This is a genomic window from Eggerthella guodeyinii, from assembly GCF_009834925.2.
In the GTDB taxonomy this organism is placed as follows: Bacteria; Actinomycetota; Coriobacteriia; order Coriobacteriales; family Eggerthellaceae; genus Eggerthella; species Eggerthella guodeyinii.
In genome coordinates this window covers 1,324,342-1,347,071 of the sequence record NZ_CP063310.1, presented here as the reverse complement: position 1 = coordinate 1,347,071, position 22,730 = coordinate 1,324,342, and the positions used below count along the sequence as shown (strand labels likewise).

The 22,730-nt window shown below is 66.8% G+C and carries 19 protein-coding genes; 10 read left to right on the top strand and 9 right to left on the bottom strand.

Features of this window, described 5'->3' with window-relative positions:
• Window positions 1-49: 49 nt before the first annotated feature.
• Complete coding sequence (locus tag GS424_RS05410) at window positions 50-757, bottom strand: pirin family protein (protein ID WP_160943085.1); 708 nt, start codon at window positions 755-757, stop codon at window positions 50-52.
• 882 nt (window positions 758-1,639) lie between these two features.
• Here GS424_RS05410 and GS424_RS05405 point away from each other — a divergent pair.
• The 7 genes from GS424_RS05405 to GS424_RS05375 all read left to right on the top strand — a co-directional run bounded on the left by GS424_RS05405 (window position 1,640) and on the right by GS424_RS05375 (window position 8,732).
• Window positions 1,640-2,464, top strand: coding sequence for a 4Fe-4S dicluster domain-containing protein (locus GS424_RS05405; RefSeq protein ID WP_160943086.1), 825 nt, complete (start codon window positions 1,640-1,642; stop codon window positions 2,462-2,464).
• A 1-nt stretch (window position 2,465) separates the two neighbouring features.
• A complete protein-coding gene (locus tag GS424_RS05400) occupies window positions 2,466-4,682 on the top strand; it encodes a molybdopterin-containing oxidoreductase family protein (RefSeq protein ID WP_160943087.1) in 2,217 nt (738 codons plus the stop codon).
• 168 nt (window positions 4,683-4,850) lie between these two features.
• Window positions 4,851-5,516 (top strand): TorD/DmsD family molecular chaperone, encoded by a 666-nt coding sequence (locus tag GS424_RS05395; protein ID WP_160943088.1) that lies wholly within the window; start codon window positions 4,851-4,853, stop codon window positions 5,514-5,516.
• An 87-nt stretch (window positions 5,517-5,603) separates the two neighbouring features.
• A complete protein-coding gene (locus GS424_RS05390; RefSeq protein ID WP_160943089.1) occupies window positions 5,604-6,401 on the top strand; it encodes a 4Fe-4S dicluster domain-containing protein in 798 nt (265 codons plus the stop codon).
• An 11-nt stretch (window positions 6,402-6,412) separates the two neighbouring features.
• Complete coding sequence (nrfD, locus tag GS424_RS05385) at window positions 6,413-7,291, top strand: NrfD/PsrC family molybdoenzyme membrane anchor subunit (protein WP_160943090.1); 879 nt, start codon at window positions 6,413-6,415, stop codon at window positions 7,289-7,291.
• Between the two features lie 58 nt (window positions 7,292-7,349).
• On the top strand, window positions 7,350-7,730 hold the full coding sequence (locus GS424_RS05380) for a GntR family transcriptional regulator (protein ID WP_160943091.1): 381 nt from the start codon (window positions 7,350-7,352) through the stop codon (window positions 7,728-7,730).
• 39 nt (window positions 7,731-7,769) lie between these two features.
• The gene (locus GS424_RS05375) at window positions 7,770-8,732 is read left to right on the top strand and encodes a slipin family protein (protein WP_160943092.1); all 963 of its coding nucleotides are present in this window, start codon (window positions 7,770-7,772) and stop codon (window positions 8,730-8,732) included.
• Window positions 8,733-8,879: 147 nt separating this feature from the next.
• Here the strand turns inward: GS424_RS05375 and recQ are convergent, their stop codons facing one another.
• Both recQ and GS424_RS05365 read right to left on the bottom strand, forming a co-directional pair.
• Entirely contained in the window at window positions 8,880-10,787 is a 1,908-nt protein-coding gene (recQ, locus tag GS424_RS05370; RefSeq protein WP_160943093.1) for a DNA helicase RecQ, read from the bottom strand.
• Between the two features lie 893 nt (window positions 10,788-11,680).
• A complete protein-coding gene (locus GS424_RS05365; RefSeq protein WP_160943094.1) occupies window positions 11,681-12,988 on the bottom strand; it encodes an amidohydrolase family protein in 1,308 nt (435 codons plus the stop codon).
• Window positions 12,989-13,145: 157 nt separating this feature from the next.
• Here GS424_RS05365 and GS424_RS05360 point away from each other — a divergent pair, with 157 nt between their 5' ends.
• Window positions 13,146-14,033 carry a proline iminopeptidase-family hydrolase gene (locus GS424_RS05360; protein ID WP_160943095.1) on the top strand — a complete coding sequence of 296 codons (888 nt, stop codon included), beginning with the start codon at window positions 13,146-13,148 and terminating at the stop codon, window positions 14,031-14,033.
• Here GS424_RS05360 and GS424_RS05355 read toward each other — a convergent pair.
• From GS424_RS05355 to GS424_RS05335, 5 genes are all read right to left on the bottom strand, one after another.
• The gene (locus GS424_RS05355; protein WP_160943096.1) at window positions 14,017-14,583 is read right to left on the bottom strand and encodes a GNAT family N-acetyltransferase; all 567 of its coding nucleotides are present in this window, start codon (window positions 14,581-14,583) and stop codon (window positions 14,017-14,019) included. The genes GS424_RS05360 and GS424_RS05355 overlap by 17 nt on opposite strands.
• Window positions 14,580-15,212 (bottom strand): ATP-dependent sacrificial sulfur transferase LarE, encoded by a 633-nt coding sequence (gene larE / locus GS424_RS05350; protein WP_160943097.1) that lies wholly within the window; start codon window positions 15,210-15,212, stop codon window positions 14,580-14,582. The genes GS424_RS05355 and larE overlap by 4 nt, the downstream gene beginning before the upstream one ends.
• Window positions 15,209-16,333 (bottom strand): aldo/keto reductase, encoded by a 1,125-nt coding sequence (locus tag GS424_RS05345; protein ID WP_160943098.1) that lies wholly within the window; start codon window positions 16,331-16,333, stop codon window positions 15,209-15,211. The genes larE and GS424_RS05345 overlap by 4 nt, the downstream gene beginning before the upstream one ends.
• 30 nt (window positions 16,334-16,363) lie before the next feature.
• Entirely contained in the window at window positions 16,364-16,855 is a 492-nt protein-coding gene (locus tag GS424_RS05340) for a hypothetical protein (protein WP_160943099.1), read from the bottom strand.
• A gap of 201 nt (window positions 16,856-17,056) precedes the next feature.
• The gene (locus GS424_RS05335) at window positions 17,057-18,442 is read right to left on the bottom strand and encodes a hypothetical protein (RefSeq protein ID WP_160943100.1); all 1,386 of its coding nucleotides are present in this window, start codon (window positions 18,440-18,442) and stop codon (window positions 17,057-17,059) included.
• Between the two features lie 256 nt (window positions 18,443-18,698).
• Between GS424_RS05335 and GS424_RS05330 the strand changes: the two genes are divergently transcribed.
• On the top strand, window positions 18,699-20,537 hold the full coding sequence (locus tag GS424_RS05330) for an oleate hydratase (RefSeq protein ID WP_160943101.1): 1,839 nt from the start codon (window positions 18,699-18,701) through the stop codon (window positions 20,535-20,537).
• Window positions 20,538-20,604: 67 nt separating this feature from the next.
• Here the strand turns inward: GS424_RS05330 and ychF are convergent, their stop codons facing one another.
• Complete coding sequence (gene ychF, locus GS424_RS05325; protein WP_160943102.1) at window positions 20,605-21,669, bottom strand: redox-regulated ATPase YchF; 1,065 nt, start codon at window positions 21,667-21,669, stop codon at window positions 20,605-20,607.
• A 205-nt stretch (window positions 21,670-21,874) separates the two neighbouring features.
• On the opposite strand from ychF, the gene GS424_RS05320 reads away from it, so the two are divergent.
• A complete protein-coding gene (locus tag GS424_RS05320; protein WP_160943103.1) occupies window positions 21,875-22,726 on the top strand; it encodes a hypothetical protein in 852 nt (283 codons plus the stop codon).
• The last annotated feature ends 4 nt before the right edge of the window (window positions 22,727-22,730 follow it).

Below are 22,730 nucleotides of genomic sequence, written 5' to 3'. Positions count from 1 at the left end.
CGACGAAGGCCCGCAGCATCCGCTGCGGGCCTTCTGCATGCGAGCGCGGCTACGCCTCGTCGGCGGCCATGTCGAACAGGATGTAGTGCGACGGCGTCTTCGCACGGATGGTGACCTCGCGCGTGGCGGTGATCTCGGCCGCATCGCCCTCGGCCAGCTCGTTGCCGTTCACCATGCCCTCGCCCTCGATCTGGATGAGGTAGGCCTGGCGCGCCGGGTCGAGGTCGTAGTACAGCATCTCGTCCGCCCCGATGGCGCTGACGAGCACCTTCATGTCCTGATGGATGCGGATGGGCGCGAAGCCCTCCTCGCCCGAGGCGATGGGCATCCACTTCCCCACGCGATCCTCCCAGTCGAAGCGGTGGTCGCCGTAGTTCGGCTCCACGTTCTTCTCGTCGGGCAGGATCCATATCTGCAGGAAGCGCAGCGGCTCGTTCGTGTCGTTGAACTCGCTGTGCATGATGCCGCTTCCGGCGCTCATGTACTGCACGTCGCCGCGCTCGAGCCGGCTGCCGTTGCCCAGGCTGTCGCGGTGGGTGAGCTGGCCGTCCACGACGTAGCTGATGATCTCCATGTTGTCGTGCGGATGCGTGTCGAACCCGCCGTGCGGGTCGAACCGGTCGTCGTTGACCACGCGCAGCGCGCCGAACTTGATATTGTCGGGGTTGTAGTACTCGGCGAACGAGAAATGGAACAGGCTGTGCAGCCATCGGCGGTCGCTGCGGCCCATGTTCTCGTGCTTGATGACCTTGATCATGGCGAATCGCTCCTTCTAGTTGTTGTTGAAGCGATCATAGCGTGCCCCCGTGCGCCACGCGTGGCGATTGCATGTCGCCCACGTAACGAGATGATGAGGGGCATGCTCAACGGGCGGGCGGCGAGGCGGCCCGCACGCCAAGCGCTCATCGCGAAAAACCGCCGCCGAGTCACAAAAATCACCGGCGTGAAGCCCCGCGGAAGCCGAAGGACGGCGTGAAGGAATCCCTCGACAACGAAACACCAGGTCGCGAAAAACGCGTGGGCCGTTCTCGTCGCACGATAGCGCCCCGATACACACGAAAAGCTTCACAGCGGTGATTTTTGTGACTTCGAAGCGGTTTCGCACGCAACGATGCCCCGAGCAAGGAGTGCGGGCGGATGTTTCACGTGAAACATTTGTACGTGCTGCGACTTCGCGCCGACGCGCCGCGCCTTCCCTTCGCGCGGGATCGCGCTTGCGGGCGAAGGGGCGCGTCCCGCGCCGGCTCGCGATGCGCGCGGCATGCGGTCGGCGCGACGCGGGACGCCGCGCTCCCCGGCGACACCGCGCTCCCAAGACGGGGGCCGAGCATGCGAGCTTCCAAGAGCGGGGTCGCTCGAGAACGCACGAGCCTCCGAAGCCCCTCCCGCCGCCCCGCGCCGCACGCCGCCTCTCTCCCACGTCGCCGTCCCGCGCTCCACGCCCCACCCCCTCCTACGCGCTTCAACCTTTGTTCCGGCTCCTCTTGATTATTCTAGTATTATAGAATAATATAACGATAGAACAAAGGACATCGCCGCGGAGGCGGGGGAGCGCGAAGGGAGGATCGGGGTTCCACGGTGCCGACGGCACCGACAGCTACGGACGAGAGCAAGGGATCGACGAGGAAAGGGGGACGCCATGACGAAGTACGGCATGGTGATCGATTTGACACGGTGCACGGGATGCCAAACCTGCGTGGTGACGTGCCAGATGAACAACAATCAGAGGCCGGGCGTGCACTGGAGCACGGTCGACACGATCGAGCAGGGGGAATGGCCCGACGGCGACCGCTTCGCCCTGCCCCACGCGTGCATGCACTGCGACGACGCCCCGTGCGTGCACGTCTGCCCCACCGCCGCCAGCTCGCAGCGCGCCGACGGCATCGTCACCGTCAACTACGACGCGTGCCTGGCCTGCGGCGCTTGCGTGATGGTGTGCCCGTACGAGGCGCGCACCATCAGCTTCAAGGACGATTGGTACTTCGGAGCCGCCGAAGCCGCTCCCTACGAGAGCTACGGCACCCCGCACTCGGACGTGGCCGAGAAGTGCATCTTCTGCGCCGAGCGCGTCGACGAGGGCGGGCTGCCCCACTGCGTGGAGGCCTGCCCGATGGCCGCGCGCGTGTTCGGCGACGTGGACGACCCGTCAAGCGAGGTCAGCGCGTACATCAAAGACAACAACGCCGAGAACCTGCGCGGCACGTCGCTGTATTATGTGAAGGGCGACCACGATTTCAGCCTGCGCGAAGCGCTCATGACGAACGTCTCGAACGTGCCCAACATCGTGGCGAGCGAGGCCGAGCCCGCCGGTCCCCAGGGCGAGTTCCAGGGTCCGAACGCCGCGGTGATCGGGGTCGGCGCGGTGGCGGTGGCCGCCGTGGCGGCCGGAGCCGGATTCGCGGCGGGCAACGTCCGCGGCAAGAAGCACGCAGCGAGCACCGTCGAGGGAAAGGAAGGCGAGTAACATGACCACGCCGAACAGCACGATCAACCTCTCGCGCCGCGCCTTCGTCGGCGCCGCCGCCCTCGGAGCCGCCGCGCTCGCCTCGGGCGGCCTGGAAACCGTCGCGCCCGAGCAGGCCTTCGCCGCCGAGGACGCGGGCGAAACCTACGTGTACACGTCCTGCCCCATGTGCAACCAGTCCGTGTTCTGCGGACTGAAGGGCACCGTGCAAAACGGCAAGCTCGTGCGCGTCGAGGGCAACGACCAGCACTCCAAGCCCAAGCCGTGCCTCAAGGGCCTCACCAGCCTGCAGAACGTCTACGACCCGAACCGCCTGCTGTACCCCTTGAAGCGCACGAACCCGAAGAAGGGCCTCGGCGAGGATCCCCAATGGGAGCGCATCACCTGGGACGAGGCGCTGTCCACCATCGCGACCGAGCTCAACAAGGCCAAGGAAACCTACGGCGCGTCGTCGGTGACGTTCCACTCGGGCGACCCGAAGGAGCACCTGCCCGTGTTCTGCCGCGTGGCCGCGCTGTTCGGCACGCCGAACGTGTCGTGGGGCGGCGCGCAGTGCGCGTTCGCCGAGATGCTGGCGGGCATCCTGGACTTCGGCGGGCGCACCGGATCGCTGCCGAACGCCGACACCAAGGTGCACCTGCAGTGGGGCTCCAACATCGCCTGGTCGATGTATCCCCAGCCCACCGCGTACAAGGGCATGCTCGATGCCAAGAAGGCGGGGTGCAAGTACATCGTCATCGACACGCGCCTGACGCCCACCGCCGTGCAGCTGGCCGACATCTACCTGCAGCCGCGCCCCGGCTCCGACGGCGCGCTGGCGCTGGCCATGGGCAACGTCATCGTCGAGGAGGACCTCTACGACCACGACTTCGTCGAGAACTGGACGGAGGGCTTCGACGAGTACAAGGAATACGTGAAGGAGTTCACGCCCGAGAAGGCCGAGGAGATCACCTGGGTGAAGGCCGATGACATCCGCGCCGCCGCGCGCATGTGGGCCGAGGGAGGCCAGGGCACCATGTGGGTGAGCCCCCACTCCACCACGCACCACTCCAACGGCGTGCAGAGCACCCGCGCCATCCACCAGCTGCTCGGCCTCATGGGCTACTGGGATCGCGAGGGCTGCAACAAGCTGGCTCCCGGCATCACCGGCACCGACGACTCGTCCTTCCAGCTCAAGGACGTGGCGAAGGAGCTGCTCGACCAGCGTGCCGGCGTCGAGCGGTGGCCGGTGTGGTCGGCGACCTCGACGTACTACCAGAACAACGGCCTGCTCGAGTACATCGACGACGGCCTCATCCACGCCGGCGTGTTCCTGGGCACCAACCTCATGAACTTCGCGCAGACCACGCAGATCCAGGAAGCCGTGTCCACCCTCGACTTCGCCGTGGGCATCGACATCCACCTGAACCCGTGGACGCACGACTATATGGACATGGTGCTGCCCACGGCCGTGTGCTGGGAGCGCATCGCCCCGTTCCAGACGCAGCCGACCGGCCTCATCGGCAGCCAAGCCGCCATGGACCCGGCCGGCGAGGCCCGCGAGGACTGGCAGATCCTGCTCGACATCGGCTGCGCGCTCGGCTTCGAGGAGGAGTGCTTCAACGGCGATCTCAAGGCGTGCATGCAGGCCTACCTCGACGCCGGCGGGTCGGGCGCCACGGTCGACGACGTGCAGAACGCGCTGCCCGGCGTCTACCCCCTGCCGTCGGCGGGCGAATGGTCGCCCAAGCAGTACGAGCAGAAGGGCTTCGGCACGCCATCGGGCAAGATGGAGTTCAAGAGCGGCCTGCTGGAGAAGCTCGGCTTCGAGGGCCTCGCGAAGTACGAGGAGCCGCACGTCAGCCCCGTGGCCACGCCCGACCTGTTCGAGCAGTATCCCCTGATCCTGACCACCGGCAACCGCGTGCCCTGGTACGTGCACAGCAAATACCGCCACACGCCTTGGCTCAACCAGTTCATGCCCGAGCCCATCGTGAACATGAGCCACGAGGACGCCGAAGCCCGCGGCCTCGAAGAGGGCGACATGGTGCGCATCTTCAACCAGCTGGGCGAGGTGCAGTTCAAGGTGCACGTCACCAACATGATGCACCCGGGCAACGTCGAGATCCTCCACGGCTGGGAACAGGCGAACTCGTGCCTGCTCATCGACCGTGTGTTCGACCCGATCTCCGGCTTCCCCACCTTCAAGGACGCCCTCTGCGAGATCGAGAAGATATAGCCTGATCATCCGCTGTTCGGGCCCCGCGCACCCCTCCCCTGCGCGGGGCCCCGCTTCACCGGCCCGGGCGACGGGAGCCTGTTCCGTGCGGGACTGCAATCGCGCGCGCGAACAGGCTGCCGGCGGCCGGGCCCCGCACCTGCCGCCGAGACGGAGGAAGGAACCGCCATGAACGAACAGGTATCGCTCGCGCTGGCCGACCGCGCCGCATCCTACGGGCTGCTCGCGCGGCTGTTCAACCGCGAGGTAGACGAGGAGCTGCTGGAAGGCCTGCGCGCGCTGCCCTTCCCCGACGATACGGGGTCGGCCCCGTTCGACGAGGCGAACCGCCTGATGGGATCGTACCTCGCCGCCGCCGACGAGCATACGCGCACCGAGCTGGCCGTGGACTTCGCGCGGCTGTTCGTCGTGCGCCGGCGCTCGACGCGCACCGCGCCCTATCCCAACGAGTCGGTGCACACGTCCGAGGAGCACCTCGTGATGGACCGGGCGCGCGACGAGGTGCGCGCCCTCTACCGCGCCGAGGGGCTGCGGGCGTCCGACGCCGCACGGCTGGGCGAGGACCATATCGCCCTCGAGCTGGAATTCATGCAGGTGGGGGCGCAACGCGCCGCGGCGGCATACGACGGGGGCGACGGGGAGGAGCTGCGCCGCCTGCTGGACGTGCAGGCCGCGTTCCTCGACGGACACCTGCTGAACTGGGTGCCCTCGTTCGCCGCCACCATGGAACAGGTCGCCCGAACCGGCTTCTACCGCGGCCTGGCGAAGCTGCTGGTCGCCCACCTGCAAGAGGACCGAACGCTCGTGGACGAGGTACGGAACCTGGACGCCTGAGCGGCGCGCAGCGCGACGTAGGGACGTTGGAACCGACGGGCAACTCCTGCTATGATGCCCCTGAGGGGAAGCAAGGGAGGGGTGAGCGTGACGAGATTCGCAATGGCCTTGGACATGGCGCGCTGCACGGGATGCCAAACCTGCGTCGTGGCGTGCCAGCAGCACAACGCCCTGCGCCCCGGCGTGGCTTGGACCTGGGTCGACACGCTGGAGTGGGGGCGATGGCCCGACGGCGACCGGGCTGCGCTGCCCCACGGCTGCCTCCACTGCGACGACCCCTCGTGCGTGAGCGTGTGCCCCACGGGCGCCAGCGGCAAGCGCGACGACGGCATCGTGGTTGTGGCGTACGATCGCTGCATCGGGTGCGGCGTGTGCCTGACGGCCTGCCCGTACGGCGCGCGCACCATCAACGCGCGCGACGGATGGCATTTCGGCGCCGCGACGCCCGCGCCCTACGAGAACGCCCCGACGGAGCGCTTGGGCGTGGCGGAGAAGTGCACCCTGTGCGCCGATCGCGTTGATGCGGGGCTGGAGCCCGCGTGCGTGGCCGCCTGCCCCGTGGGCGTGCGCGCGTTCGGGGACCTGGACGACCCGACCGCCGCGCTGCGCGCCTTCATCGAGGGAGCCGGCGCGGCGCGCATCGAAGGGACGGGCATGCTCTACGCCGTCGGCGCCCACGCCCTCGACGTGGAAGAGACGCTCAGAACGCAGTTCCACCGCTCCTCGACCGAGGCCGCCGCCGCTGTCGACCGCACGGGCGAGGGCAACCCCGCCGTGGTAGCGGGCGCCGCCGTCGCCGCCGCGGCGTTGGCGGCAGGCGCGGGCTTGACCGCGAAGAAGAACCGGGACCGACGGGCCGAGCGCGCGTCGTCCCCCGAAGCGTAAGGCGGACGCCCTTGTTCAGCGATTCCATCATCTGGTACCTGTTCCTCGGAGGGGGCGGAGCCGGCGCCGTCACGGTGCTGGCGCTGTGCGACCTCCTGTTCGGGCGCTGGTCGAAGCGCCCCGGGCGCGAACGGCTCGCCTGGACGCAGGAGCTTTCAACGCCGTTCTTCGTGCGCGGCTACCTCTTCGCCGGCGGGGCGCTCGTGCTGGGCACTCTGTGCCTGCTGCTCGACCTCGCGCACCCCGAGCGGTTCCTGTACGTGCTGCTCTACCCCACCGCGTCGGTGCTGACGTTCGGCTCGTACGTGCTGAGCGCCACCGTCGCCTGCACCGTGGCGTTGGGCGCCATCGCGCTGTTCGGCAGCGCGCGCACGCCGCTTGCGCTCATCAAGGCGCTCGAAGTCGCCGCCGTGACGTGCGGCACGGCCACGATGGTGTACACCGGCGTGCTGCTCGCGCAGATCGGGTTCATCCCGCTGTGGGGCAGCCCGCTGTTGCCCGTGCTGTTCGCCTGCTCGTCGCTGTCGGTGGGCGCGGCCTGCGCGCTGGCCGGGACGTGGCCCGAGGCCGCCGCGGCGGGGCGCCTCATGCGGACGCTTTCGCGCGCCGACGCCGCGCTCATCGCCTGCGAGGCGGTCGTGCTGGTCGCGTACCTGGCCCTCGCGGCCGGCGTGCAGGGGCAAGGCGCGGCGGTGGAGACGCTGCTGTGGGGACCGGAGGCATGGGTGTTCTGGATCGGGTTCGTCGGCGTCGGCCTCGTGTTGCCGCTTGCGCTGGACGCCGCGTTCGCGGCCACCGGCGCATCGTCGCTCGTGGCGGTTGCCGTGCCTTTTGTGCTGGTCGGTGGTTTTTTCCTCCGATACTGCATAGTCAACGTACAATTCGTATAGACCATGCACGGCATGATCGGGTTGGTGAACCATGGACGAGGATGAACGAGGTGAGAACGTGGCCCTGATCGAGGTGGACGATGCGAGCGGCATCCCTATATGGGTGCAGGTGCGCAATCGGCTCATGTACCTCATCGACTCCGGCCACTACAAGAACGGCGACCGCCTTCCCACGGTGCGCGCCCTCGCCGCCGACATCAACGTCAACTACCACACGGTCAACAAGGTGTACACGAGCCTCGAGCACGACGGCTATATCAGTTCGAAGCGCGGGCGCGGGGCGTTCGTCAGCAAGACCGAGGATGCGGACGGCGAGGCCACGTCGGGGGACGTCATCCTCGTCGAGGGCATCCGCCAGTGCCTCGAGCTGGGCATGACCGTCGACGACGTGGAGAAGCGCTTCGCGAAAGCGCTCGACGGATTCCGGGCCGACGCGTAGAGCGCCGCGCTCGTTTCATCTACCTGCATGGAGGAAGCTATGAACACGAGAACGAGCAAACTTGCGAATCAGAGGCGCACGCTGGGGGAATCGGCGCTCGTCGAGTCGGCCTCCGCGCCGTACCTCCCCTCCAAGGCCACGAAGAACGGCGCCGTGCTGTTCTCCATCGTGCTGGCCGCGGCGGTGTTCGCGGCCCTGCTGCTGGTGGCGTGGTTCGGCCTCGGGCTGATGAACCCGTGGGTGCTGGCCATCGCCGCCCTCGTGGCCGTGGGGCTGGCCATGACCGTCCACATCGCCATGGAGTGGGAGCGCGTGGTCATCTGCCGCTTCGGCGCGTTCAACCGCGTGGCCGGGCCGGGGCTCATCTTCACCATCCCCGTCATCGAGCAGGCGGCGTGCCACGTCGACATGCGCACGGTGTCCACCCCGTTCGGCGCCGAGAAAACGCTCACCTCCGACCTCGTGCCGGTGGACATCGACGCCGTGCTGTTCTGGATGGTATGGGATGCGAAGGCGGCGTGCATCGAGGTGGAGAACTACAGCCAGGCCGTGCTCTACATCGCGCAGACCGCTATGCGCGACGCCATCGGCCGCATGAGCGTGGCCGAGGTTGCGCTGTCGCGCGAGCAGCTGGACAAGGAGCTGAAGACGGTCATCGAGGAGGAGACGGAGCCGTGGGGCATCGCCATCCTGTCGGTGAAGGTGCGCGACATCGTGATTCCCGCCGAGCTGCAGGAGGTCATGTCGCTGGAAGCCCAGGCCGAGCGCGAGAAGAACGCGCGCCTCGTGCTGGCCAGCGCCGAGGAGGACATCTCCGAGATGATCGCGAACGCGAGCGACGTGTACGAGAAGAACGACGCGGCGCTCAAGATCAGGACCATGCACCTGCTGTACGAGAGCATCAAGAAGTCGGGCGGCACCGTGGTGACCGTCCCCTCCTCGTTGAGCGACGGCCTGGGATCGTCGGCCGAGGATATCGCGAAGGCGATCAAGGGGAAGTAGGAGGGTTCGTCCTTTCATGGCGCGGCGGAAGATTCGGGAGCAAAGCCTCCCCCGCCGCGCCGATCGCACGTCGCGGCCGTCGCGAATCGGCGCGGGACATGTCCCGCCTCCCGCAAGCCCGCGTCCGCGCCACGGTGCGGGCGCGCCTCACTCCCTCCCCGCGCGCTCCTTTTCGTACTCCGCGATCTCGGACAGGAAATCCTCCCCGTAGCGGGCGAGCTTCGTGGCGCCCACGCCGCTGACCTCCAGGAACTCCTCGTCGGTCGCCGGCTTCTTCGCGCACATGTCGCGCAGCGCCGCATCCGAGAACACGATGTAGGGAGGCTTGCCCGCCTCGTCGGCCAAGCGCTTGCGCAGCGTGCGCAGACGCTCGAACAGCTCGGGATCGGCATCGCCCGCCGGTGCGCCCGACGAGCCGAACACGTGACCGCCGCCCGCCGAGCCGCGGGCGCGCTCGGGCAATCGCCGTACGCGCTTCATCGACAGGCTGAACCCCTCTTCGGCGGCCTCGCGCGCACGCGGCCCCAAGCCCACCACCGGGTACGACCCCTCGGTGATGAGCAGGTAACCGTCCGCCGCCAACAGCTCGATCACTTCCTTCACCTGCGCGGCGGGCACGTTCACCGTGTTGTAGCACGCGGCCTCGTCGAGGTGCATGTCGAGCAGCTTCGCGTTCTGCGACCCGCGCAGCACGTCCACCACCATGCCCTTGCCGAAGCGCCCGCGCAGCTCCTGCACGCAGCGCATCGCCGCGAGCGCGGTGTCGGTGACGTCCATCGCTTCGAACTCGCCCGCGCAGTTCGAGCAGTTGGCGCACCCCTCGTCGGGCGTCTCCGAGCCGACGGCGCTCGGCGCGCCCGCGTCCTCGCCGAAATAGTCGAGGATGTAGCGGCGCAGGCAGCCCGTGGTATGGCAGTACCCGGTCATGGCCGCCAGCAGGCGGCGACGCGACGCGCGCACGGCGTCGGCCTCCTCGGTCGAGAGCTCCTCGTTGCCCGACTCCTGCTCGATGAAGAAGCGACAGGTGGACACGTCGCCGTCGCTCCAGTACAGAAGGCAGGTGGAAGGCTCGCCATCGCGGCCGGCGCGGCCGGCTTCCTGGTAGTACGCCTCGATGCTGCCGGGCATGTTGTGATGGATCACGTAGCGCACGTTCGACTTGTCGATGCCCATGCCGAACGCGTTGGTGGCCACCATCACGGGCGCGTCGTCGGCGATGAACGCGCGCTGGCTCTCGGTGCGCGCGGACGCCGGCATGCCCGCATGGTAACGCGCGGCGCGGATACCGGCCTCGAGCAGCGCGGCATGCACCTTGTCGGTATCCTTGCGCGTGGAGCAGTACACGATGCCGCTGTCGTCGGCGTGCTCGAGCGCGTAGGACGCGATGCGCGCGATCTTGCGCTTCGGATCGAGGCGCTCCACGCCGAAGTACAGGTTCGGGCGGTCGAACCCGGTGACCACCTCGTAGGGATCGCGCAGGTCGAGCAGGCGCACGATGTCGGCGCGGACGCGCGCGGTGGCCGTGGCCGTGAACGCCGCCACGACGGGCCGCACGGGCAGCTGCGCGATGAAATCGCCGACGGTCAGGTACGATGGACGGAAGTCCTGGCCCCACTGCGACACGCAGTGCGCCTCGTCCACGGCGACGAGCGGGATGTGCGCCGTTTGCGCGAACTCGACGAACCGCGGGTCGGCCAGGCGCTCGGGTGCGACGTACATGATGTCGTACCGGCCCTCGAGCGCGCGGTGCAGCACCGTGGACTGCTGTCCGGGCGTGAGCGTGGAATTGAGGAAGGCGCCGCGGATGCCCGCGTCGAGCAGGGCGCGCACCTGGTCGCCCATGAGCGACACGAGCGGGCTCACCACGATCGCAAGGCCGTCCATGACCACGCCGGGCACCTGGTAGCACACCGACTTGCCCGCGCCCGTGGGCATGACCGCCAGCGCGTCGCGGCCGGCGAGCACCGCCTCCACCACGCCCTCTTGGCCCGGTCGGAACGCCTCGTAACCGAAGTGCTGTTTGAGCGCTTGGCGCGCCTGCGATAGATCCGTCACTGCTGCTTCCTCCCCGCCGATTCTCGGCCGCGTTTCGTGCTTCCCATGATACCGCATCCTCCCGCGAACCCGTCTTGCGCGCCGACGGGAAGCGTGTATAATGCGGGTTGTCAGCGGTGCCCGCGGGTTTGGAAGTCCGGGCGGGTGACGCCGGTTCGTTTCAGGGACGGTTAGGGACTAGGACTCCCGCCGTCCTTTCTGTTGCTTCGACGCCTTCCGCTTTCGCTGCAACCAGTCGCAAACGGCCATTGCACATGACACGATGGAACAAAGTCCTGCGATCAGATTGAAACTATCCATAGGGCTTCACCTCCTTTCGAAGGCATCACCCGCCGGAAACGGACACCGCTGACGAGCATGATTCTAGTCCGTCGGACGCTTCCTGTGAAGTAAAAGTTTCCCCAGTTCATAAGGTATTTTTCACATCAAATCCGCGTTGGATTCGCGTGAGTATCGCGTGGGATTCGCGCTGGATTCGAGCGTGCTGCACGTTGGATCCGCGTTAGATTCGCATGAGATCCGCGTGCGGTTCGCGCACGATGCGCGTGAGATCGGCGACGAATTCCGCGACCTCTCCCTCCGGTACCATGTTTTTCACGCATCTCGCGACAAAACGCGCCGCATGATCGTGTTCGGATCAGAAAGGGAACGCACCCGAGAAACGACTCGACATAGCAGCGCTGCACAACCGCCACGCCAAGACGGCGTACCGGCCGCGCTACTCGCTCCTCGGCAGCGCCGCCGATGCCGAGGACGCCTCGAGCTACGCCGCGCAGCCGGCACGTCCACGCTCGAGGCGGCCCACGCCCTGCTGGCCGACGCCACGCTCATCGACCGCGGAGGAGCCTGCCCGCCCTTCGTCCCGCCGCGTTGATCGTCAGCCTTCGGCCGCTTCACCCTCGCGGCAAAAACCCGTCCAGCTCGGCGTCCAGCTCGGCCAGGTGCTTGACGCGGGGATGCTCGTCGAGGACGCCGCGGGCCATGACCATGCGGACGTCGCGCAGCGCCTCCAGGTTGTCCAGCGGGTTCGCGTCGAGCACGATGAGGTCGGCCGCCTTCCCCACCTCGATGGAGCCCGTCTCGTCGCCCAACCCGAGAATGCGCGCGTTGCCGAGCGTCGCGGTGTGCAGCGCCAGCTGGCGCGAGGCGCCCACGATGCGCTCGAAGTACACCACCTCGCGCCACATATCGTACTGCGTGATGTAGGGGCACGACGAGTCGGTGCCGATCCCCACGGGAATCCCCGCCGCCAGCGCCTGCTTCGCAGCCTGCACGATGCCCTCGTAGACGATGCGGCCGTTCACCTTCTGCACCTCGGTGGAGTGCGTCTTCTCGGGGTCGAGCTCCACGAACGGCAATGCCGGCGAGATGGTGCACGTCAGCGACGAGGCGCGCCCGGCGCCGTTGCGCTTGAACAGGGCCACCAGCTCGTCGTCCAGCGCGGCGCCGTGCTCGATGGTGTCCACGCCGGCCTCGAGGCCCACGCGCACGCCCTCGGCGCTCTCGATGTGCGCGGCGGTGCGCAGGCCCAGCTTCCGCGCCTCGTCGCAGGCGGCCTGCGCGATCTCGGGCGCCATGCGCAGCACGCCCGGCTCGCCCTCCACCTCGGCGTCGAACACGCCGCCCGTGATGAACAGCTTCACCAGGTCGCACTTGCGCGCGAAGCAGGTGCGCACGATATCGCGCGCCTCCTCGGGCGTGGACGCGACGTGCGCGAACAGCCCCGCGCCGTGACCGCCCGGCACCGTGACGCCCACGCCCGACGTGACCAGGCGCGGGCCGGGGTACTTCCCCGCGTCGATGGCGTCGCGCACGTCCACGTCGGCGAACCCGGGGTCGCCCACCGAGCGCACGGTGGTCGCGCCGCTGGCCAGCTGCTGCTGCGCGTGCGCCTTGAGCGTGCGGCGCAGGTACCACCTGCCCAGCGGGTTGCCCACCACCTTGTCGATGAGATCGCCGGCCGCCCCGGCGCTCGTCGGCTTGCCCGATCCGCACAGGTGCACATGCAGGTTCACCAGGCCCGGCGCCAGGAACGCCCCGGCGAGGTCGATCTCGCGCGCGCCCATCGGCCCCACCGTGGTGGACGTGGGACCCACGCGGACAATGCGGCCCCCGTCCACGACGACGGTCATGTTGGGCTGCGGCTCCATGCGCTCGGTGCCGTCGAGCACGGTGGCATGCGTGAAAACGTAAGCGGACATGGCAACTCCCTCTCAGCGAACGATACGGCTTTGCTCGACAGTATACGCCGCCGCGCGGCGCACCGTTGCATAATCGCACCGGTGCGCCCATACTGATCGCGTGGACAACGGAGCCGGCGCACCCGCATCGGCCACCGCCGATCGGAAGGAGCTTTTCATGGCGAACATCCGCGAAGAGTACGTGGACTACCGCGGCTTCAAAACCTACTGCAAGATCGTCGGCGAAAACGAGCCAGGCAAGAAAACCCTGCTCATGCTCCACGGAGGCCCCGGCGACTGCCACAACTACCTGCTGCCGTACGCCGACATGGCCGACCGGTACGGCCGCCAGATCGTGTTCTACGACCAGATCGGCTGCGGCAAATCGGCGATCCCTCACCAGGAGGACGACTTCTACGCCTACGATCTCTGGGTGGACGAGTTCTACGCGGTGCGCGAAGCGCTCGGGCTGGACGACATCCACCTGTTCGGCAACTCCTGGGGCGGCATGCTGGGCATGCTCTGCATGATGAAGGACGACGCCGGCGTGAACTCGTTCGTCATCAACTCCTCCCCCGTGCGCATCGCCACCTGGCTCTCCGAGGCGAACCGCCTGATCAAGTACCTGCCCGAGGACATGCAGCGCGCCATCGCCGAGGCCGAGCGCACCGGCGACTACGACACGCCCGAGGCCAAAGCCGCCTACGACGAGTACTACAAGCGCCACGTGGTGGGCCTCTACGAGAAGGACTACCCCGACTACATCAACGACACGTTCGCCGGCGTGGGCGAATGCTACCAGGTCATGCAGGGCGCGAGCGAGTTCGTGGTCACCGGCAAGATGAAGGATTGGGACGTCCGCGAGGGCGTGAAGGGCATCAAGGTGCCGTGCATGGCGCTGTCCGGCACCGACGACGAGGGGACGCCGCTCGTCGTCAAGGAGGGCGTCGACCTCATCCCCGGCTGCGAGTGGACGCTCATCCAAGGCGCGCCCCACATCGCGAACGTCACGCATCCTCGGGAATGTCTCGAAGCCGTCGAGGGCTTCGTCAGCCGGTTCGAGTAGCGTCGCCGCGCTCGGCGCGCGCGACGGAGAACACGAGGTGCGGCATGTCCACGCCTCGGTAGCGCTTGACGATGGAACCCTCCGGCTCCATGCCGAGACGGCGCGCCACCCGCTGCGAGGGAAGGTTCGTGTCGCGGATGATCGAGTACACGCGTTCGACGCCCACGGTGTCGAACGCGTGGTCGCGGCAGGCCCGCGCCGCCTCGCAGGCGAAGCCGCGATGCCAGAACGCCCGCTGGAACAGGTAGCCCACCTCCACGACGCGCACGCCGTCGGCATCCTGGTAGGTCAACCCGCATTGGCCGATCATGGCGCCGGTCTCCTTGAGCACGACCGCCCACAGCCCGAAGCCGTCGCGCGCGTAGCGCTCCAGCTGGCGGTCGAGCCACGCCTGCGCCTCGTCGTCCGGCAGCGCGCCCTCGTAGGCGTACATGGCCTCCTCGTCCTGGAGGATGGCGCAGAGGGCGGCGAAGTCGCCTTGGTCCATCTCGCGCAGAACCAGCCGCTCGGTCTCGAGGACGAAGCGCCCGGCAGGCCGGCTCGCGCTCACGGCCGCTTCCCGCCCTCGATGCCGAGGCGCGCGGCCGTCTCGGCGAGCGCCTCGGCCGTGATCGCCCGGCCCGCCCCCACGTGCACGGCCACGCACGAGAAACTGGGCTTGTCGGCCGTGAACAGCGCCAGCTCGCGCGACGCGGCGCGCACGGCGTCTTTCGTCATGCCCGCGCGGCGCAGCGGCGACACCACGCCCAGCTCGGCGAGCGCCTGGAAGCCGGGGCGGTTCGCCGGATCGTCCGTGACGTTCGTGCCGTCGGCCAGCACCTCGAAGCCGTCCTGCGCCATGTGGGCGAGGATGGTGGAGAAGATGAACGTCTTGCACCGGTAGCACCGGTCGGGGCCGTTCGCGCATATCCCGCCCTGCGCCAGCACGTCGGCGTCGATCAGCTCGAACTCGGCGCCCAGCTCGCGCGCCAGCCGGCGCGCGTCGTCGATCTCGAAGGCGGGCTGGAACGCCGTCCGCACGCCGTAGGCCTTCACGTCGCATCCGGCGCGCAGCGCGGCGGCCAGCAGAAACGAGGAGTCGCACCCGCCCGAGAACGCCACGGCCAAGCGCGGCGTGCGCGCGAAAAACGCGTCGAGCGCCTCGACGCCCACGTCCTGCCCGGGACCCGTCGCCGTCATGCGGGCTTCTTCTCGAACAGCTCGGCGGCGCGCCCGAGCTCCTTCACGATCTCGATGTGCTGCGGGCACACGCTCTCGCATGCGCCGCAGCCGATGCACGTCGACGCGGGACCGCCCGACGCGTTCCAGTCGTAGTTCTCCTGCGCGCGGTACGCGTCGTGGTACAGCTCCAGGATGTTGAGCGACGCGAGGGCCGCGGGGATGCGCACGCCCTGCGGGCAGTTCTTCAGGCAGTAGCGGCAGTCGGTGCACGGCACGGTGTCCACCCCGCCGAGGATGGCGCGCACCCGCGCGAGCGCCTCGTCCTCCACCCGGCTCAGCGGCTCGAAGCCGTTCATGATGGCCACGTTCTCGCGCACCTGGTCGGGCGTGGACATGCCCGACAGCACGGTGAGCACGCCCGGCAGCGACGCGACGAAGCGCAGCGCCCAGGAAGGCAGCGACGCGTCCGGGTTCACGGCGCCCAGCACGTCTGCCGCATCCTGCGGCAGGTGCACGAGCGAGCCGCCCTTGATGGGCTCCATCACCACGACGGGCAGCCCGTGGGCGCGCGCCACCTCGTAGCACGCGCGCGATTCGATGGTCTCGCTTTCCCAGTCGGCGTAGTTGATCTGCAGCTGCACGAAATCCACCTCGGGATGGGCCTCGAGCACCTCCTCGAGCACGGCCGCCTTGTCGTGCAGGGAGAAGCCCAGGTTGCGGATGAGCCCGGCTTCCTTCTTCTCGTGCAGGAAGTCCCACAGGCCGAAGTCGTCGAACAGGCGCGTGCGCTCCTCGCCCAGGTTGTGCAGCAGGAAGTTGTCGAAGTAGCCCGCCTGAGTCTCGCGCAGCGACTTGTCGAACATGGCGCGCGCATGGTCGGCGTTTTCCGCGAGCCACGCCGGCAGCTTCGTGGCCACCTGGAACGATTCGCGCGGGTAGCGCTCGACGACGGCCTCGCGCAGCGCCGCCTCCGACCGGCCGTTATGGTAGCCGCGCGCCGTGTCGAAGTAGGTGAAGCCCGCGTCCATGAACAGGTCGACCATCTCCTTGACCTGCTCGACGTCGATCTCCTTGCCGCCGTCGCGCTCGACGACGGGCAGCCTCATGAACCCGAAGCCCAGCTTCCCGATCTCGTCCATCGATTCCTCCCGTTCCCCGATCATGCGCGCCTATGCGCGCTCGGCGTAGATGTCCGCGTTCACGTGCCAGGCGCCATCGTCTTGCACGGTGATGTTCTGCCAATGGAAACGGTCGTCTTCGATGGTGACGAACACCCATTTCCGTCGCTCGTCGTCGATGTTCGTCAGGACGATCATGCCGTCCTGCCTCCTCGCCTCGAGCCTGATGATCTTGCCCGTGTAGCCGTAGGCGACGTCCCACGCGCGGGTGGCGGGGTTGTAGACGCGAAGGGACGTGCCGTATTCGGCCAGCGGGTGCGCGAGCTCGGTTCTCGTCCCGCGCGATGGCAGGATGATCACGTCCTGGATCGCCATGCCCTCAAGCGCCCAGGAGAATATCCACTCGCCCTCGACCGAGCACGACAGGTTGCGATCGACGTAGTCGAGCTTCCAGCTGCCGACGAGCTTGCCGAAATAGTCGTCCTCCTCGGGCAGCTCCGGGCTTCTGCCGCCGCTCGTCAACGCCTCGATAAAGTCGTTCATGCCCGCAACCCCTTCTCGCACAGCTCGTACGCGTCGTTTGCTTCCCCAGTTTAGCATAGAGGTATTCGCACCGGAGCGGCAGGAGCGGGGCCCGACAGGAGCCAGCAGCACCCGCCAAAGAGGAACAACCAGCTCGAAGGCTGGTTGTTCATCATCGCAGTGCGTTTACAGGCCGCCTACGAACACGGCCCTTTCGTCGGATCACTTCCGCTTGCCGGCAAGGGTGCGCGCAGCGAAGACGGCGATTCCGGCGCAAACGACAACCGCCAACCCCAGCATAACGACCCCGGAAACCGAAAGCGGATCACCGGTAGAAGCGAGCGGAGCAGCCGAAGGTACCGGCTTAACCGAAGCAACGGGCGTTGTATCCGCAGGGTCGATCGGGGCGGGATCCTCAGCCAGCTCCCCCACTTCAAGCGCGAACGCGGACAGGCTCGTCACCGTGATAGTGACCATGCCGTCTTTGGCGATAACGCGGTTGGAAAGGAGGTGTCCGTCGTTGAGCCGATGCCACACGGTCACCCAATGCCCGTTAGCCTCTTCGCCGACCGGGAAGGACAGCATAAGGCTGCCAAAGCCCTCGTGAAGGGCAATGCCGTCGGCAGACAGATTGACCTCGAACACGCCGGCGAACGTTCCCGACCCCATTGCCGCGACAAGCTCATCGTAGGCCGTGCCCGAGGTGAGCTCGGCCGCGCTCAAAGCGACCGTTGCCCCATCGGGAATATTCGACCCGTTCAAAGTGCCCTGCGCCTTGACTCCCGCATCGCCCGCAACGGGGATCTCGACATCGGCGTTCGAGCCTTTGAACACGGCGCATATGTTCTCATCGGCAGTAACGGGTGCTTGCACATCATACGGTTCGCCGAGGCTCGAACCATCCTTGAGACGATAGTAGCCTTCGAAGACCCGGTCCTCGGTGCCCCCGAGATACTGCTCCGCGTATTTCTGGAACGAAGGGCTGTCGGAAACCGAGTAGCCCCTTCCTGCCGGAATGGCAAGGTTCGTCGGCGGGTAGGAGCTGCTTGAACCGGTGCTATCCTGTATGGAAACGTCGACTCGGTAGAGAGGGACGGCGTATACGGGCTGAAGGTTCACATCGCCTTCGACAACGGTCGAAGAGGAGAAGATGCCTTCGAGGTTCTTCGATACGTCAGGATCGTTTTCCGGAGCATCGTAGAGGCCGATGCGCCACGGGTAGACGCTTCGCTTCGAAAGATCCGAAGAGTAGGACGCCTTCCATCCTAGAAAGTTCGCGTCAGCCGTCAGCCCAAAGTAATCCACTTCCGTTTTGCCGGGATTCGGGATGTCCTCCGCAGCAACGGTACCGCCCTTCGCCACCTTGATCGATCCAGCCTCGCCGAAGGTCACCGTGCAGACGGATGCCTCCTCTCCGCCCGCAAGCGCAGCCCCGCCGTTGCCTTCGACGGCTGAAGCATTCCCGTTCGCTCGTCCGGTCGGCTCGCCATCGTCCGCAGCGTACGCGAAGGCGCTCATTGCCAGCACCAGAGCCGCAGCGACGAGCAGCGAAGCGCAAAGCCTGGTGGCAAGCACGCCAGTTGTCGTCCTAGTCCCCTTGTAAGCCATCCCGTATCCTCCCTGAAAGACAATCACGTGCATTTTTTACACAAATCATAATTAGTTTACCCTATCGCTTCGGAATTCTGCAGCGCAACCCCCGATTCAAGAGCGCGTCAAGGAAAAGTGAACGACGTTCTGGAACAGGGTCGCCCCACATGACCCCTTCCATACGAAACGCCATCAGCTCGGTACGTTCTCTTCGCCCGAGGGCGCCCCGCATCACAATGGGGCCGTACCCCCACGTCGAGAGATTGGAGAGCTCGTGTACTATTCCAGCGGAAACTACGAAGCGTTCGCCCGCCCGGCAAAGCCGGAGGGCATCGAGGACAAATCGGCCTACATCGTCGGCACCGGGCTGGCGGGCTTGACGGCCGCATGCTACCTGATCAGGGACGCCCAGATGGACGGCTCGCGCGTGCACCTGTTCGAGCGCGACGCCGAGCCGGGCGGCGCCTGCGACGGATGGGAGTATCCGCAGATCGGGTTCACCATGCGCGGCGGACGCGAGATGGACAACCACTTCGAGGTGATGTGGGACCTGTTCCGATCCATCCCCTCCATCGAGGACGAGAACATGAGCATCCTCGATTACTACTACCAGCTGAACAAGCGCGACCCCAACTATTCCCTGTGCCGCGCGACGGTCAACCAAGGCGAGGATGCCGATCTCGACAACAAGTTCGGCCTGTCCGACAAGGCGTGCATGGAGATCATGAACCTGTTCTTCACGCCCGAGGAGCAGCTCGACGACAAAGCCATCACCGACTACTTCTCCGACGACGTGCTCGATTCGAACTTCTGGCTGTACTGGCGCACCATGTTCGGCTTCGAGAACTGGCACAGCGCGCTCGAGATGAAGCGCTACATCCAGCGCTTCGTGCACCACGTCGGCGGCCTGCCCGACTTCAGCGCGCTGCGCTTCACCCGGTACAACCAGTTCGAATCCCTCATCTTGCCCATGGTGAACTACCTGAAAGGCCAGGGCGTGCAGATCCACCTGAACACCGAGGTCGTGGACGTCACGTTCTCCAACACCCCGGAGCGCAAAGCAGCCACCGAGGTGCAGACGATATGCGAGGGGGCGGACAAAACCTTCCACCTCACCGACAACGACCTTCTGTTCATCACCAACGGCAGCTGCGTCGCCAACTCGTCCTTCGGCTCGCAGGACGAGCCGGCGCAATTCAACACCGTGCTGGAAAAGGGAACCGGCTTCGACCTGTGGCGGCGCATCGCCCGGCAGGATCCGGCATTCGGACATCCCGAGAAGTTCATCGGCGACCCGGAGAAGTCCAATTGGATGAGCGCCACCGTCACGACGCTCGATGAGAGAATCGTTCCCTACATCGAGAAGATCTGTCGCCGCAACCCGTTCTCGGGCGGCGTCGTAACCGGAGGCATCGTTACCGCCAAAGACTCGAACTGGCTTTTGAGCTGGACGTTCAACAGGCAGCCCCAGTTCCGCGCCCAACCCGACAACGAACTGTGCGGATGGATATACGGCCTGTTCACCGACGTGCCCGGCAATTACGTGCAAAAGACCCTGCGCGAATGCACCGGCAAGGAAATCTGCATGGAATGGCTGTACCACCTGGGCGTTCCCGAATCGCAGATCGAAGAGCTCGCCGAGAACAGCGCCAACACGGTTCCGTGCATGATGCCCTACATCACGGCGTTCTTCATGCCGCGCGCCGCTGGCGACCGCCCCGACGTCGTGCCCGAAGGAGCGGTGAACTTCGCGTTCATCGGCCAGTTCGCCGAAACGCCGCGCGACACCATCTTCACCACGGAATACTCCATGCGCACCGGCATGGAGGCGGTCTACACGCTGTGCGGCGTCGACCGCGGCGTGCCCGAAGTGTGGGGCAGCGCGTTCGACATCCGCGACCTGCTGAACGCCACCACGCTCATCAGGGACGGCAAGCCCATCACCGACATGGAGATGAACCCCCTCGAGAAGCTGGCCCTGCACGAGGGGATCGAGAAGATCAAGGGCACCGACCTCTACGGGCTGCTGGTCGAGTTCGGCGTGATCCCGCCCGATCGCGACGACGACGCGCCCGCGCCCGCCACCGGAGCCGTATATCCCGGCATGCACTAAACGCACCTGCAACGTAACGAACCCCCTGTTCAAAGGGGGTTCGTTACGTGAGCGACACCGGCAAGCCCTACACGTTGAACTTGAAGTGCATGACGTCGCCGTCTTGGACGACGTACTCCTTGCCCTCCTGGCGCAGCTTGCCGGCGTCGCGGCAGCCCTTCTCGCCGTTCAGCTCGGAGTAGTCGGCGAAGGCCGCCGTCTCGGCCTTGATGAAGCCGCGCTCGAAGTCCGAGTGGATGACGCCGGCCGCCTGCGGCGCCTTCGCGCCGATGGGCACGGTCCAGGCGCGCGTCTCGGTCTCGCCGCTCGTGAAGTACGACTGCAGCCCCAGCAGGTGGTACGCCTCCCGGATGAGGCGCGCGAGGCCCCCTTCCTCGAGCCCCATGGCCTCGAGGTACTCCTTCGCCTCGGCCGGATCGAGCTCGGCGAGGTCGGCTTCCACCTTCGCGCTGATGGGCACCGGCGCGCAGCCGTCGATCTCGGGCAGGTCGGCCGTCATCTGGTCCTCGTCGACGTTGGCGATGTAAAGCATCGGCTTCATCGTCAGCAGGTGCAGGTCGTACAGCGCCGCACGCTCGTCGTCCGAGAGGTCGAGCGTGCGGGCGCGATGCCCCTCGTTCAGCCCCTCGTACACCTTCTTGGCCGCGGCCACCTTCGCCGCGCCCGCCTTGTCGCGCTTGGCTTCCTTCTCCAGACGCGGCAGCGCCTTCTCCAGCGTGCCCATGTCGGCCAGGATCAGCTCGGTCTTGATGGTTTCCACGTCGCTTTGCGGGTCCACCTTGCCGGAGACGTGCACCACGTCGGGATCGCCGAAGAAGCGCACGACCTCGCAGATGGCGTCCGTCTCGCGGATGTTCGCGAGGAACTGGTTGCCGAGGCCCTCGCCCTGGCTGGCGCCCGCGACGAGGCCCGCGATGTCCACGAACTCGACGGTGGCCGGCACGATGCGCGCGGGATGGTCGATCTCGGCCAGGCGGTCGAGCCGCGCATCGGGCACGGGCACGACGCCCACGTTGGGCTCGATGGTGGCGAACGGGTAGTTGGCCGCAAGGCCGCCCTTGTTCGTGAGGGCCGTGAACAGCGTGGACTTGCCGACGTTCGGCAGGCCGACGATACCGATGGATAGCGACATGGAACTTCCTTCTCAAGCGATGCAAACGTATCGCCCCATAATAGCAAACCGAAGGATGGCGTGCTGCGTCCGCGGCAAAGCAACTCCGCTTCCCCACCTGAAAATTCTTCGGGCATATCCTTCCGCCGGTTTCCTATAATGGTTGTTCGCCGGCACGAGCCGTCCGATCGACGGCGACGCGGGCGCCATCGAGAAAGCGACCCCTATGCAGATCGAATTCGTATTGAGCGATTACCTGGTGAGCGTAGGCGCCGCGATGTTTCTGTGCGTCGCCCTGTCGGAGCTGGGCAACGCGCGCCACATCGGCCTGCCCAAAAGCGCGCTCGGGTCTTTGTTCCTGCTGGTCATCGGCGCTTGCTTCGGGTCGCTCGCCCTACCGGGGACGGAGGGCCCGCTCGCCTCGCTCCGCGCGTTCCTCAACCTTTCGGAGATCGTCTCGATACCCGGCCTTTCCCTATTGCTCATCTGCATGGTCGTCGCCTATCTCGCGACCACGCTCAATCCGGGCGAAGGAGACGTGCCCACCCGCATCGTCTGCGCCGTGGGCGCGGTGACGTCGATCGCCCTGTGCGCGTACCTGCTGTATCACACGGTGCACCTGGGCGCCATGTCGAAGCGAGGCACGCTGCTCTATTCGATCGCCTTCGTGACGAACGCGATCACGACGGGGTACGTGCTGTTCTCGCTCTCCTGCCAGCTCGACGCGAACGCGAAGGAGCCCACCTCGTTCGAGCGCCGTCTCGCCGTGATCGTGTGCGCGCTGCAATCCCTCGCGTTCGCGGCGTTTACCGCCTCGTTCATCCTGCAGCTCTCCCAGGGAATCGTCGTGATGCCGGATGCGTCCACGGCGGCGACCGTGACGGCCTGCTGGATCGCGTTCTTCGTATTCGGCCTCGTCGGAACCGTCCTGTGCGGAATATGGACAGCGCGCGCGAAGGGCGGAGGCGATGGTGCGAAGCGGCAAAGGAGGAGCCTGGCCCTTCTTCTCGCCGCCTCGGTCGTGGCCGGCTGCATGCTGCAATGCATCATGCAGCTTTCAAGCACTTGGATGATATAGGGGG

Bases quoted from the DNA above. Each gene is read 5' to 3' on its own strand.
- GS424_RS05405 (WP_160943086.1), top strand. From the start codon at position 1,640: ATGACGAAGTACGGCATGGTGATCGATTTGACACGGTGCACGGGATGC.
- larE (WP_160943097.1), bottom strand. From the start codon at position 15,212: ATGACGGCGACGGGTCCCGGGCAGGACGTGGGCGTCGAGGCGCTCGAC.
- GS424_RS05345 (WP_160943098.1), bottom strand. From the start codon at position 16,333: ATGGACGAGATCGGGAAGCTGGGCTTCGGGTTCATGAGGCTGCCCGTC.
- GS424_RS05360 (WP_160943095.1), top strand. From the start codon at position 13,146: ATGGCGAACATCCGCGAAGAGTACGTGGACTACCGCGGCTTCAAAACC.
- GS424_RS05395 (WP_160943088.1), top strand. From the start codon at position 4,851: ATGAACGAACAGGTATCGCTCGCGCTGGCCGACCGCGCCGCATCCTAC.
- GS424_RS05400 (WP_160943087.1), top strand. From the start codon at position 2,466: ATGACCACGCCGAACAGCACGATCAACCTCTCGCGCCGCGCCTTCGTC.
- GS424_RS05410 (WP_160943085.1), bottom strand. From the start codon at position 757: ATGATCAAGGTCATCAAGCACGAGAACATGGGCCGCAGCGACCGCCGA.
- GS424_RS05320 (WP_160943103.1), top strand. From the start codon at position 21,875: ATGCAGATCGAATTCGTATTGAGCGATTACCTGGTGAGCGTAGGCGCC.
- GS424_RS05335 (WP_160943100.1), bottom strand. From the start codon at position 18,442: ATGGCTTACAAGGGGACTAGGACGACAACTGGCGTGCTTGCCACCAGG.
- GS424_RS05375 (WP_160943092.1), top strand. From the start codon at position 7,770: ATGAACACGAGAACGAGCAAACTTGCGAATCAGAGGCGCACGCTGGGG.
- GS424_RS05365 (WP_160943094.1), bottom strand. From the start codon at position 12,988: ATGTCCGCTTACGTTTTCACGCATGCCACCGTGCTCGACGGCACCGAG.
- ychF (WP_160943102.1), bottom strand. From the start codon at position 21,669: ATGTCGCTATCCATCGGTATCGTCGGCCTGCCGAACGTCGGCAAGTCC.
- GS424_RS05340 (WP_160943099.1), bottom strand. From the start codon at position 16,855: ATGAACGACTTTATCGAGGCGTTGACGAGCGGCGGCAGAAGCCCGGAG.